This is a genomic window from Hallella colorans (assembly GCF_003096815.1).
In the GTDB taxonomy this organism is placed as follows: Bacteria; Bacteroidota; Bacteroidia; order Bacteroidales; family Bacteroidaceae; genus Prevotella; species Prevotella colorans.
In genome coordinates this window covers 215,874-229,629 of record NZ_QENY01000001.1, presented here as the reverse complement: position 1 = coordinate 229,629, position 13,756 = coordinate 215,874, and the positions used below count along the sequence as shown (strand labels likewise).

Genomic DNA, 13,756 nt, shown 5'->3' with positions numbered 1-13,756 from the left:
CTTATCGGCAATCCGCCCGAAACGGACGAATGGCTCGACAATGAAGCCGTATGCCGCAGGCTCGGCATCAGCAAACGCACCCTGCAATCCTATCGAGATACGGGAAAAATCCCTTTCTCAATGATTGGACACAAGTGTTATTACAAAGAGAGCGACATCGCAGAGTTACTGAATGCAAACAATGAATGAACTCAAACAATGAATGAACTATGGAAGAGAAAGAAATCATTACACAGCAAGACCCTCAAATGCAGATGTTTGCACAGTTGATGGAGGGTACTTTGAAGAAACTGGAGCGTTATTGTTCTACAGCCCGTCCGATGTTAGGCGGAGAGGTTTACCTCACTGGCGAGGAGGTTTGCAGGCAATTACGGCTCAGCACACGTACGCTCCAAGAGTACAGAAACTTAGGAACGCTTCCTTTCTACAAAATAGGAGGGAAGATACTTTACAAGCAGAGCGACATACAGACAATGCTTGAAAGGCATTATAATCCAATACCGCAAACAGGTAAGTTATGAGTTAAGTTAAGAAATCAGTCGCGACTTAAGTCAAATGGTCAGTTGTGACTTTGGTCAAGAAATTAGTTTCGACCTAAGTTAAAATTAACTTTAGTCAAAAATATGTCAGCTCATAAAGTCAGTAAGTCAAGAAATTAGTCTAAACTTATCTCTTGATTTACTTCTTGAACTTTGAACTCTCGTCTATCAAAAGCACCCCAGAAAAGTTACTTTATGGAACATAACAAACTATCTCTTTCTTTATACTGGCAAGGTGTGTCTTTGTACCACAAACTACCGTTTGTCCCACAAAAAGCCCTTGCCCCGAAAGGGGATTAAATCACTCCAAAGTCGTGATTAGACAACAAACAAAACAATTAAGATTATGCCAAAATTAGAAATAGCCAATGAGAATTGTTACGGACACCGAAACATAGTAGAAGTTCCCCATTGGGACCGGTGGGACACCCGTATGCCCGATGTGAAAGACCAACTGCGTGCCATTGACCTATACAACAAATCGGGCGCAGTAAGTAAATCCGATTTTGTGCGTGCCCGAATACTCGGGGAGAGTTTCAAAGTAATCACAGTAGATAAGTCCGCCGTGGAGTATTATCGCAAGCTCTCCGAACTCACAGCCCAAGTACATAGGATTGGGACAAACTATAATCAAGTAGTACGTCTGATGCACCTTTATACAACTGAGAAAAGTGTAAAAGCATTGTTACAGGAACTTATCCTGCTGACAAAAGAACTCACCGTCTTGCAAGAGCAGACGGTGAGTTTGACAGTTGACTATCGCAAAAAAATGTAGAACAGCATTACTTCCTGAGGTATTTAAGCATCTGCGTAATACAACGCTTCTTCTGTTCCATATTGGGATGGACATAGAGGTTGAGAGTTGTAGTGATGTTCGCATGCCCGAGCAACACACTAACCGTCTTATAGTCACAGTTGCTTTCAATGCAGCGTGTGGCGAAACTGTGGCGCAGCCCATGATATTTCAGCCAGGGAATGTCCAAATGCTTCATTAACCGATGATAATAGTTTCGATAGGTTCGTGGCTCAGTAGGCTTTTCTTCGTTGGTCAGCACATAAAAATTAACATTTACTACTTTTTTCAGTGGTTTCACCATAGCCAATAGTTCTTTGTTCATCGGTATCTCACGGCAAGAATTCTTAGTCTTTGGTGTGTTTATAACCAGCTCCGTGTGTTTGTGCTCACCTTCTACGATGTAGATACGCTCGATAGTACGGCTTACGGTGATTGTGCCAGTGTCTGTGTTGATGTCCGACCACTTCAAACCGCATATCTCACCGATGCGCAGGCCTGTGGTCAGACTGATATAGATGCCAAGGTTGCGGAATGTGAAGTTCTGCCTGATGAAATCGAGTATCTTTTTGTGTTGTGCCACCGTCAGCACTTCTATTTCTCTGTTGCCCTCTGTGGTTGGGTACTTGATGTCCCACTCGCAATAGTTCATCCAACCGTTCTTCACTCCAAACTTCATCACCATTCTCAATACGATGAGCATGTCTTTCACCGTTTTAATGCAGAGCCCGGCATTGAGTTTTTGCAACACAAACTCTTGTACAAGTTTCTCACTAAGAACTTCACAATCACCAAACGATGACAGTATATGGTTCTCTAAAATCAACACATAAGCAGCATAGGTGGACTGCTTAACGTAGCGTTGCTTTTCACTTTTCCAAGCCAACGCAATTTCTCTAATTGTTTTTGCTTTCATATTTAATCCTTAATCTAGAAAAGGTACATAATAATTAGAGAAAAGTATTAACTTATGTCCCAAATATCAGATTCAAAGAATTTGAGGAAGAGTGGGAGGAATGTTTCCTATCTGATATCCTTGAATTTAAAAATGGTTTGAATCCTAAAGCAAATAAATTTGGTAAAGGAACTAAATTTATTTCTGTAATGGATATATTGAACAACATTTTTATTACTTATGATTGTATTAAGGCAACAGTTGAAGCTACGGAAGAAGAGAAATTAAACTTCTCAGTAGAGAAAGGCGATATCTTATTTCAACGTAGTTCAGAGACATTGGACGATGTAGGTAGAGCAAATGTTTATATGGACGAACGCCCTGCTATATTTGGTGGTTTTGTTATTCGTGGAAAAAAGAAAGGAGAATATAATCCTTTATTCTTTAGATATCTTTTATCAAGCCCTTGCTCCCGACGAAAAATAATTCCAATGGGAGCTGGTGCACAACATTTTAATATTGGACAAGAAGGATTAAGTAAGGTAAAACTAAACTTTGCCTCATTATCAGAACAAGGAAAAATAGGAAAGTTTCTATCTTTAATAGACGAGCGCATCGCAACCCAAAACAAAATCATTGACAAGTTAGAATCTTTAATTAAAGGAATATGTAACAACTATTTTTTGAAGTTATCGCATAGTCAAGAAATGAAAAGTATAAGATTAGGAGATATCCTCAAAGAAAGAAATGAATATTGTTGCAAAGATGGAACGTTTGTTCATGGAACACTTTCAAAAGATGGACTTTTCCCAAAAACAGAACGTTGGAATAGAGATTTCCTTGTAAAAGAAGAAAATAAGAAATATAAAATTACTCATCTTGATGATATTTGTTATAATCCAGCCAACTTAAAGTTCGGGGTTATTTGTAGAAATATATATGGTGATTTAATATTTTCACCAATATATGTAACTTTTGAGGTTTCAAAAAAAGTCAATATTGGATTTATTGAGCTATATCTTACCAATCGTAATTTTATAGAAAAAATACGAAAGTTTGAGCAAGGCACAGTATATGAAAGAATGTCTGTTTCGCCTGAAGATTTCTTGTCATATAAAATAAGAATACCATCATCATCAGAACAAACTTTTTTCTATCAGAAAATTCAAAGACTAAAAAATTGTTCACAAAACGAACTTGAGCATTTAAATCTATATAAAAAATTACGCCAATACCTTCTCCGTCAAATGTTTATATAAACATTTGACAGAGAAGATATTGCTTTTGTTGTTGATATTGTTTCAGAATTGTCATTTCATTCTGAAGTTTAACATCAAGCAATCTAAATATGTTTGCTATTAGTTCTTGCTCAGCAAGAGATACATCTGGTAACTTATATATGGATCTTATGACACTTGGATGTGCTTTTGTTTGATAGTCAAATACCATAAACGAATGTTGCCATAACAATATCTCGGAGACAAAGCGATAGTTATATTTTGCTTCATTTAATTGCATATAACCGCTGACATTTGTTACATTGAACTTATGTTTGTGCCGATAAAAGAAATTTCCGCCACCGTCTATAGACCAAGTTACAAGTTCGGTATTGAACATATAGGTATTGTTATATCCCATTAAACCTCCGTTTTGTACAGATGAAGAATACACTGGATAACAAAATATATCTGTATGTTCGTGCTTGGGAATAATATTGCCTCGTTTAAGACATATATCGCCACTTGCTTCAAGTTCCGATAATAAAAACCATGAACAATTAAGGGTTCTGAATATTAGCCTTCTAACGCAGACCTTTAGTTTCTTTAATTCCTCAATGATTTTGTTTTGGGTAGCGATACGCTCGTCAAGAAGGGATAAGAATGTTGCAATTTTATTCTGTTCATCTAAATTCGGACAATAAGTTTTTATTCCTTTTAAGTGTTCACCATAAAGATGTACTACTGAAACACCTTGCGAAACTCTTGCTATATCGTATTTACGCTTACCATTTAACTGGTAACTCATAAATAAACCATTGTCCTTATGCAAGCGTATAATATTTAAATCTCCTCCTAAAAGAACATTATCATTCAACACACAACGAGCCGTTGCAATATCTTCTGCAGTCTCTCCTGAACAGGGAATAATAACATCATTAGCATTACTTCTTACCAATTTTTTATCGCTTATATTTGTTTTACTTATAACTTCATTTATAACTTCAGATTTATATTTGGTATAAAGCTCTCCATATAAGATACATGGTTCACCATTATCTGATAATTGATCTTTTGAAATACCAACCCCTTTATACAGCTTTCCAATCTCTCCCAACCTACATTCCTCCCACTCCCCCTCAAATTCAGGGAATCTCAGATTTGGGACATTAAGTGTCTTTTGTTCGTTATCTATCATTGTTGTCATTTTGAATCCTTAATTTTAGTTGCAAATCATATCTCAGTTACATGCCAGTTACATGGTCGGTATATGCTCCATACCCCATTGTATGAGGGTTTGGGGCTATATTTGGCACTTATTTGAACCTTCAGTTACATGGTAGTTACATGGCCTATGCCCAATATGGGATATAGTTATGCCTATTACCTCCCTCTGCTTTTTCCTCTTTTATCAGTTTCGCTTCCAAAGCATCCTTGATTATCCTTGATGCCATTGGATAATTCTTATCCTCTATGCCCAGGCGTGTGCGAAGAGATTGATTGTTCATCTTTTCATTGGAGACATATTTTAGACAGGCGTGTTGATAACAAGCCCTCACTCTCTCGGACTTATCCAAATCTGCAAATTTCCGATAAGAGAATACCGTTGCAGTGGTTCGGCTTTCATAGAGCTGGAAACGTACTGGTGGTAACTGATACAGTTCCACATAGAATATGGTCTTATCCATACCACTACCTTTTTCCTCACAAATGCCCATTCTGCGCATGATGTCTGCAAGAGTATCGTTTCTTGACTGATATTCATCTATGAAACGCTCCACACTGATAAGGGGTTGCCCTGGGTTGGAAAATTCAATACGATCAGAATAGATTTCAATCATCGGAAAGCCCTGTACAGCAAAATCTTGATGAATAATCATGTTTGCCGCCAATTCTCGAATGGATATTTCCGGGTACATACGGGCATCCTTTCTTAAAGCCATGCCTATCTCCTCATTGGCAGGCAGCTGGCTGTTTATCCATGCAACCATTTCTTCAAAGCCTATGGCATAGCCTTTATCGAAAGTCTGTTCACGAATGGTCTCAATCTTATTTTTGCCTTTATAGACAATGACTCTAACCATTTTTCGCTTCAGACCATCGAAATCAGATAGGTGCTTGGCAAACAGAATGGCCCCAAGTTCAGTAATACTGTAGCCAATCTCATCTTTCGTTATCAAATTTTCAGCTAAAAACCTATCCAAAATACCATTTGTATCTTGTGGAAGAGGTAAGTGCATCATGTCAAAATAAGTTTCTGCACTAAGGTAGGAGAAAACGTCTTGACCAGATAATCCTTTTTTCAAGACAATCTTTTCCAAAGATTTACGATCGCCTTTCCAAATCTTAGCCTCCTTTGCAGGAAAGTCCTTCAACTTGCGTGTTATTGTGCCGACTCTAACGTATGCTTCATGTAGGAAACTTACAGGGCGATTGATTGTTGCTGGAATTTTGAAGATACAGACATGACCTTTATCCTCATAATTGAAATCGTCAATAATCTCGAAGTCTATACGAGGATTCAAGCGAGTTGATAGCCAAGATTCAAGTTCTTCGTTGCCAACCATTATTTGTTTGCCGTACAAGTCGGTGCCAACAACATCATGACTTTTATCATCAACACCGAATACAATATAGCCAAATGGCATATTACACAAATAGGAACTATTCGACAAGGCTGAGATTCTTTTCCCTATCTCTTCTTTAGAATGAAAATTGTGTTTAAACTCTAACCACTCTGTTTCTTTTGGCTTGGCTGTCAGAGCATCAATCAATTTCTTGAAATCTATATATTCCATATGACTTTATTCTCTTATAGGTTCAAGCAACATTACTAATTCAGACTCGGCAATGTCACACTTTTCAAAAAGGAATCGTAAACAGCGGAGCTTGCTTCTGTTGTCCATAGATGTCCACAAGTATTTTTGTGGAGCAATCTGTGTGCAATATCTTGTATCAGCTTGTTGGGCTGACCAAAAGAAGCCTTCAGCATCATAGAGTGTATCTACAATGTCTGTATATTGTTGTTCAACCATCTTAACTACTCGTAATAGCATTTCCTTCCATGTTGTCTCGGTATATTCGTTGCCAAAAAGACGGAAGCCTTTTAGCTGCCTGTTTGTCGGAGTGAAAGATTCCTCTTCCAGAGACACTTCATCAACAGGCTTAGGCAATGGCTTGAATGTGGTTTGTGGCAATGGATAGAGACGCAAAAATATTGCCACAATTTCATTGCTGCGATTTTGCAACTCAGTTTCAGTCCACTTCTCGCACAAAGTGACATTTTTAGTCAAGCGATACTTGGAATTTCTGTAACCTGGATATATTTCATTTCCGATTGACTTGCCATCACGCTTTATAGCAAAAGGCTTGTTGCTAAGTTCGCTATTGATGCCTGTCAATGTCAGGTTGGCAAATGTGTGAAGGTATTTCTCTTGTATCTCTTCAAAATTATCACCAAGCATTGCTTTCCACTCTCCACTGAGTGTTTGCGGCATAATATGTTCAATAGTGGCATCCTTCTTTTTCATGTCAATAGCTACGTCATTGTATTCACCATGCACAGAATTCTCCAACCTTTCAAAGAGGAAAATTTGGAACGGCTTAAGCATGTGATAGGCATCTCGGTTCTTTATTGATTCCACAAACTGTACATCTCTTGGCAACTGATAGTTGCCATCACGACGCATAATGTGAAAAGTCAATATATCTGAATAAGAATAATCAAGTTCAATATTAGCAGAAGCATATTCTTCAAGACTTTTCAGTACATCCTTATGCAAAGCACAGAACACTTGCGTAAGTGCATTGCCGGGCATATTGCATACAATACGTCTTGCCAAATAGTTTTCCACCAAGTCAATCACTTTGTACACTTCTTCTTCCGAAAGTTCATAGGTAGAGGCATACTTCAAAAATTGAATGAAGAATACATTGGCCACGTCTGTTTCGATATTGCAGATATGACGCATTTTCTCAGAAAGTTTGGCGGTGAAGAGTTTTGCCTCCACCACTTGCTGATAGTAATGTGCATAGTCCAACATTTCAATCAATTCTTCTTTACGGTCATGCCCTTCCATGTACTTCTTCCATTCGTAATAAATATTAGACAAACGAACAGGGCGTTGTAGCTGTTGCTTGATGGTGAGATAATCGCGCAAAAATCTTGTTGGTTGGCTTTCTGTTGCAAGTTCTATCTTTTGCCAATAGTTCTTGAAACACTCCAGTTGTTCTTCTGGTGTCAAGGACATTAGAAGATAATTGCGTATCTTGTCTGCCTCTGTAAGAGCCAATCCAGTAGAGTTAAGACTTTCAAAAATGAGCTGTGCATCATCATCTTGGTCCAATTCTATTGAAATGATTTGCAAGCGTTCGATGGCATCAAGCAATTGGTCAAATGACAATAATTGTGGTCTTCTCGTTAACTTCTCATAGAAATGACGATAATTGCGAGTAATCTTAGAGTCTTCATTAAAAGAGTCCTCATCATTAAAAATCTTGTCGTAGGCAATTCGGTCATTCTCAATAGGGACTAATTTAATTTTACGTTCGGCGTTACAGAACTTAGCATTCAAGAAAACCTCATAAGCTTCTTCAATTCTCTTCTTATCACTTATTTTTATAGCGTCATCTTTCACTGCCTTTATTCCAGCCAAAAGAAGAAGTGAAATGGTGGTCAAACGTTGTTGGCCATCTATTACCAACCTATTGTAGCTATTATTATCGGCAGACGATGTGACGATAGAACCAAAGAAATGAGAATGTCTGTTTAAGCGACTTAGCTTTACCAAGTCGTTAAACAGCTGGTCGCAATTGTCTATCAACCAATCGTAATTGCGCTGATAGACAGGAATTACAAATTGGATTTTATTGCCTTCTATAAATTCATATAACGGTTTTGCATAGCCTTTCATACTTAGTTCCTTTCGTTTTTATTCAACCAATCCTAACTCTTTCAGATACCCTTCAATTTCCTTGTCAAGGTCGGCACGCTTGGCTTCCAGATCCTTGATTTCCTTCATCACGGCATGAATGTCAATAGGTTCTTCCTCCTCGAAAGTATCAACGTAACGAGGAATGTTGAGGTTGTAATCGTTTTCGGCTATCTCCTCCAAGGTGGCAAGGTGGCTGTATTTCTCAATCTCCTTGCGATCACGGTAGCTCTCAACAATCTTCTGAATATGCTGTGGGCGCAGCTTGTTCTGTGTCTTTATCTTCTCAAAATCCTTGCTGGCATCAATGAAGAGAATACTGTCGTCTTCCTTACGGCATTTCTTAAACACCAGAATACAGGTAGGGATGCTTGTTCCATAGAAGATGTTGGCAGGCAGACCGATGATAGCATCCACATAGTTTTTCTTCTCAATGAGGAAGCGGCGGATTACTCCCTCAGCATTTCCACGGAAGAGAACACCATGAGGAGCAACGCAAGCCATAGTTCCACCCTCGTTTAAGTGATAAAGCATGTGGAGTATGAACGCATAATCAGCTGTCTTGCGTGGAGCAAGCCGTCCTGCCTTGCTGAAACGGTCATCATTGTTGAACTTATCAGCAGCACTCCACTCTGCAGAGAACGGAGGGTTGGCAACAACGGCATCAAACTGAGTGTCACCAAAAGCATCAGCTTCGAGTGTGTCGCCATTCTCAATACGGAAGTTGCTGAATTTGATGCCATGAAGGAGCATATTCATGCGGGCAAGATTGTAGGTCGTGGGATTCTTCTCCTGTCCGAATATCTCATTAGCATGCCCTATACCTGCTGCACGGAGCAGCAAAGAGCCACTACCACAGGTTGGATCATAAACATTGCGAAGGCGTGCATGGCCGAGGGTTACAATTTCAGCCAAGATACGGCTTACTTCCTGCGGAGTGTAAAACTCACCGGCTTTTTTTCCTGCACCGGCGGCAAACTGGCTAATCATATACTCATAGGCATCGCCAAGAATGTCAATCTCTTGTGAGGCCTCCACACCAAAGTCTATATCATCAAGGGCAAGAAGCACGTTGCTTACTAATGTGTTTTTATCGTCTGCAGTCTTGCCTAATTTGGGCGAAGCGAGGTCTATGTCTGAGAACAAACCGCCAAAGTCCTCTTCGCTATCTTGCCCAAGCGTGCTGTCCTCTATACGCTTCAAAGAACGCTCAAGTATCGGCAGAATATTTTCTTTCTTTTTAATACTCTCAATAACGGATGAGAACAAGAAGCTGGGTTCTATGAAATAGCCAATGTTTTCGATACATTCGGTCTTTACGCTCTCTTGTAGCTCTTCTATATCGGTATCTTTTTCCATTGTCCATAATTCTTTGAAGGTTACATCATCATCCACTAAGGCGTCATTGGCATGTTTTTCAATCTTCTCTGACAGATATTTATAAAAGATAAAGCCTAATGTGAAGTACATAAAGTCGCTTGCCGACATATTGCCACGCAATTTATTTGCGACTTCCCAAAGCTGGTCACGGAGTTTCTGTTGTAATTCTTCGCTCATATTGTTATTTCTTTTTTTCGATTTTTATGGCATCAGCCAATGTAACTTTATTGACGTTTCCATTTGCCGTGAAATATGAATCACGGTATTTCGTATTTGAATGTTCATCAATAGAAATGACAGCATTCCAATAAGAAACTGGGGTAATGTCACTTCCTGGGTCTAAACAAAAGATTTTTTTTATTTTGTCATTTCGGGTTTCATATCCTATTGCTAACAAAGCGTGTCCGTCAACTTTATTATAATCAACCCCTATCATTAACGGTTTGTTGTCATCAATGCATCTTTTTAACGTTTCTATTGTTTCTTGTCGGCTTGCAATATAATTGCAATCGACAATACTTTTTGCAGCAAATTGCAGTCCGTCTTTTATATCATCGGCAAAACCAAGCCCTTTTCTGATAAGTCCATCTTGCCTTTCAAGAAAATTTCTAATAATACGTCCCTTTGAAGTGGAACGCTTAATATTATTTCCTTCTGTCACCTGTTTGTATGTAAATATGCGCAATATAATCAAATACATCATTAGAGAATATACTGCACAAGCACCATCAAGTTCACCTTGTCGCAGATGAACTTTTGAGGTGCCTCCTAATCTTGCACCATCAGGCGTAAGTTCTAATGTATCTATTATTTTAATCATTCTATTCCCAACTGAATGTTCGTATGATAGACTTCAAGCGTTCAAGTATCCTTGTCAATGTTTTGCGTTTTTTTATTAATCCTAAATGCTTTTCTTTCAATGCCTCTTGTATAATTTCTGGTTGTTCCTTTTGCAAGTAGTCATATTCAGACAAGTAATGATTGAGAACAGATACATCCAAACCCTCTTCTTTTGCAAGTTTATCTACTGCGTTGTTCCGCTCAGTCGTGATGTAATTGTTCAATCGTTCTTCAAGGTCGCTTGTACCGTCAAACTTCTGTTTGCGTGCCATAAAGTTATCTCGGTCATCATCGACGTTCTGCTGTATAAAGCCATCAATCAGTTTTGCCTTGTTACGTAACTCAGCATCTTTAATCATCGTATCAATAATATACGTACGTTTTTCCTTATAATCTGCGCTGTAAGGATTAAGATCAGCAATCAGTTCAAGTATGTAAGTTACATTGATAATATCACTATGCAACAATTCTAAACAGAAATCAATATCATCAATACCTGACCCTGTTGAAGTTTCCGTGGACTCTGTATCTTCGTCAGGCGTTTGATTTTCTTCTGAAGGCTTACAGCTACCGGCAAATGTATCGTAAATATCAAGGTATTTGCTTCGGAAGTCCATAAATTGCTGCTCTGTCATACCAAGATCTGCAGCATCTTCTTCAAATTCATCGTAAACCTGAATCTCTGCATGTTTCTTAATGACATCACGGAATGCAAGGATAAACAGCTTTTTATCTTTCTCGCTCTGCAACAAATCTATGCTGCTGGGAGTTGGGTATTGTTCTAAGAAGTTTGTCGTAAGTTCCTGATAATTCTTCTTGACTTCATTAAAAGGCGGACGGACAATATCTTCAAGATTATTGCTGTTACTGAAAAGCTTGATAGAAGCATCCACATTGCTTTTCAAATCACGGAAGCAAACAATCTTGCCAAAACGTTTCTTTTCATTCAGTACACGGTTTGTACGACTGAATGCTTGTAATAATCCATGATAGTCCATATTCTTATCCACATAGAGTGTATTGAGTTTCTTGCTGTCAAAGCCTGTCAAGAACATGCCGACTACCAGACAAAGGTCAAGTGGCTTCATGTCTGTTTTCTTTTTCTTCATGCGAAGATTGATGTCATCATAATATGCACGGAAGTTTTCTGTAGTGAAACTTGTACCGAACATGTCATTATAGTCATCCATAATAGCCTGTAACTCATCTGCTTCGCCCGTGCTTTCACTCACATAGCTACCAGTATTCATACCTGTAAGGGCGTCGTCCTGACTGCTGTTAGATGCGTATGTAAACACGGCTCCTATTTTAATTTTGGGATCAAGACTCTTGAATATTTTATAATATCGAATAAGTGTTGGCACAGACTGCACGGCAAACAAAGCGTCAAACTCGCCATCAAATGTTGATTTATTGAAATTATTAAGGATAAATTTGGCAATTTCCGTCATACGGTTTTGGCTAGTATTATCTACATCGGCATTGCCATGATAATATTCTACGAGGAAACCAAGTACATTTTCATCTGCAATAGCATCCTTTATCAGATACTTGTGGAGGCAATTGCCGAAGATTTCCTTTGTTGTATGACCATCCACAGCATTCTCAACGAAGATAGGTGTACCTGTAAATCCGAAAATCTGTGTATTATCGAAAAACCTGACGATATTCTTATGGCAATCTCCGAAATGACTGCGATGACACTCATCAAAAATCATCACGATACGAGCATGACGGATTTCTTCAATCTGCCTGCTATACCACTGCTTACTTACAGCAGCATTGAGCTTCTGGATGGTGGTGATGATAATTTTGGAATTACCATGAAGGCGCTTCACAAGTTCATCTGTGTTATCGGTACTGTCAACAGCACTAGGCTCAAATGCCTCATATTCGGACTGCGTCTGTGTGTCAAGGTCGTGCCTGTCAACAACAAACATAACCTTGTCCACATCGTCTAATTCGGCTACAAGCTGGGCAGCCTTAAATGAAGTCAGCGTTTTGCCGGCACCAGTTGTATGCCATATATAGCCATTGCTATTGGAATTTTTTACACGGTCAAGTATCTTCTCAACGGCATAGAACTGGTAAGGACGCAACACCATTAGGCATTTATCTCCTTCGTGTAGTACGATATACTTGCCTATTATCTTGCCTAACGTGCATTTATCAAAGAAGCTGGTGGCGAACTTTTCCAATTCATTGAAAGGTACATTAGCTACATCTGTCCAATTGAACGTGAATTTGTAGCCACTATTCGGATTGTTGGCAAAATAACGCGTGTTTACTCCGTTGGAGATAACAAACAGCTGCACATAGTCAAACAGTCCATGGAACGAGGTCTTATGATAACGTTGTATCTGGTTGTAAGCCTGTTTCAGCTCTACCCCTCTGCGCTTCAGCTCTATCTGAACCAAAGGTAAACCATTTATAAGTATTGTCACGTCATAACGACACTTCTTTCTTCCTTCAACAGTAATCTGATGGGAAACCTGAAACTCGTTCTGACACCAGTGGGTGCGGTTCAGGAATTCCACCCACAGGCGTTCTCCATCATCCAGTTCAAGTGGAAAGAGGTCACGAAGTTTCTTTGCCTTTTCAAAACGTGTGCCACCCTCAAGATAAATCAAGATTTTATCAAATTCGGCTTCGGTAAACTCGGTACGCCCAATCTCTTCCAGTCTCTTCCTGTTATGTTTCTCAAGTTGACTTTTGAAATTTGTCCGGAGATTTTTCTCTTCTTCAATCTGTACATATTCATAGTTCATTTGCTGAAGAGTAGCAATGAGTCCGTTCTCAAGAGCAGCTTCACTTTGTACTGGCATATTTATTATTCTTTAGTTATTATTTGTTTAACATATAAGGTTATTCTTCGGTTGACCTAAGTAATTCTCTCACATCAACCTTTAGCACCTTGGCGATTTCAAGAAGGTTCTCAAGGGACGGCTGCACTTTATTGGAGCACCACCGAGAAACGGTATTCTCTGTACGACCTATTTCATTCGCCAGCCATTTGCCAGACAATTGTTTTTCTGCCAAAACAGCTTTAATTCTATTTATCGCCTTTTTCTGTTGATTTATCATTGTATATTGCAGAGTAGGTAAGTACAAAGATACACTTTTAAGGTTGTTTCTCCAACCATATTTAAAAGTAATTGATT

Annotated in this window: 12 protein-coding genes; 4 read left to right on the top strand and 8 right to left on the bottom strand. The window is 38.8% G+C overall.

Annotation, left to right across the window (positions count from 1 at the left end; translation table 11 throughout):
* The 3 genes from C7379_RS01035 to C7379_RS01025 form a co-directional block, all read left to right on the top strand.
* Positions 1-189, top strand: a 189-nt coding sequence (locus C7379_RS01035; protein ID WP_133241853.1) for a helix-turn-helix domain-containing protein, incomplete at its 5' end; no start/stop codon positions are given.
* A 20-nt stretch (positions 190-209) separates the two neighbouring features.
* Positions 210-521 carry a helix-turn-helix domain-containing protein gene (locus C7379_RS01030; protein WP_116615591.1) on the top strand — a complete coding sequence of 104 codons (312 nt, stop codon included), beginning with the start codon at positions 210-212 and terminating at the stop codon, positions 519-521.
* 364 nt (positions 522-885) lie between these two features.
* Positions 886-1,314: a plasmid mobilization protein gene (locus tag C7379_RS01025; protein ID WP_116615590.1), complete on the top strand. Its 429-nt coding sequence runs from the start codon at positions 886-888 to the stop codon at positions 1,312-1,314.
* A 7-nt stretch (positions 1,315-1,321) separates the two neighbouring features.
* Here C7379_RS01025 and C7379_RS01020 read toward each other — a convergent pair whose 3' ends face one another.
* The gene (locus C7379_RS01020) at positions 1,322-2,248 is read right to left on the bottom strand and encodes a tyrosine-type recombinase/integrase (protein ID WP_116615589.1); all 927 of its coding nucleotides are present in this window, start codon (positions 2,246-2,248) and stop codon (positions 1,322-1,324) included.
* A 65-nt stretch (positions 2,249-2,313) separates the two neighbouring features.
* Between C7379_RS01020 and C7379_RS01015 the strand changes: the two genes are divergently transcribed.
* A complete protein-coding gene (locus C7379_RS01015) occupies positions 2,314-3,486 on the top strand; it encodes a restriction endonuclease subunit S (RefSeq protein WP_116615588.1) in 1,173 nt (390 codons plus the stop codon).
* Here the strand turns inward: C7379_RS01015 and C7379_RS01010 are convergent.
* The 7 genes from C7379_RS01010 to C7379_RS00980 form a co-directional block, all read right to left on the bottom strand.
* Positions 3,479-4,651 (bottom strand): restriction endonuclease subunit S, encoded by a 1,173-nt coding sequence (locus C7379_RS01010; protein ID WP_116615587.1) that lies wholly within the window; start codon positions 4,649-4,651, stop codon positions 3,479-3,481. The two genes, C7379_RS01015 and C7379_RS01010, sit on opposite strands and share 8 nt — an antisense overlap.
* A 145-nt stretch (positions 4,652-4,796) precedes the next feature.
* Positions 4,797-6,242 (bottom strand): RNA-binding domain-containing protein, encoded by a 1,446-nt coding sequence (locus C7379_RS01005; protein WP_116615586.1) that lies wholly within the window; start codon positions 6,240-6,242, stop codon positions 4,797-4,799.
* Positions 6,243-6,248: 6 nt separating this feature from the next.
* The gene (locus tag C7379_RS01000; RefSeq protein ID WP_116615585.1) at positions 6,249-8,357 is read right to left on the bottom strand and encodes a DUF262 domain-containing protein; all 2,109 of its coding nucleotides are present in this window, start codon (positions 8,355-8,357) and stop codon (positions 6,249-6,251) included.
* A gap of 18 nt (positions 8,358-8,375) precedes the next feature.
* Positions 8,376-9,932, bottom strand: coding sequence for a type I restriction-modification system subunit M (locus C7379_RS00995; RefSeq protein ID WP_116615584.1), 1,557 nt, complete (start codon positions 9,930-9,932; stop codon positions 8,376-8,378).
* A gap of 4 nt (positions 9,933-9,936) precedes the next feature.
* Positions 9,937-10,575, bottom strand: coding sequence for a hypothetical protein (locus tag C7379_RS00990; RefSeq protein ID WP_116615583.1), 639 nt, complete (start codon positions 10,573-10,575; stop codon positions 9,937-9,939).
* A gap of 1 nt (position 10,576) precedes the next feature.
* Positions 10,577-13,420, bottom strand: coding sequence for a type I restriction endonuclease subunit R (locus C7379_RS00985; RefSeq protein ID WP_116615582.1), 2,844 nt, complete (start codon positions 13,418-13,420; stop codon positions 10,577-10,579).
* Positions 13,421-13,460: 40 nt separating this feature from the next.
* On the bottom strand, positions 13,461-13,679 hold the full coding sequence (locus C7379_RS00980) for a helix-turn-helix domain-containing protein (RefSeq protein ID WP_023057853.1): 219 nt from the start codon (positions 13,677-13,679) through the stop codon (positions 13,461-13,463).
* Positions 13,680-13,756: the final 77 nt, after the last annotated feature.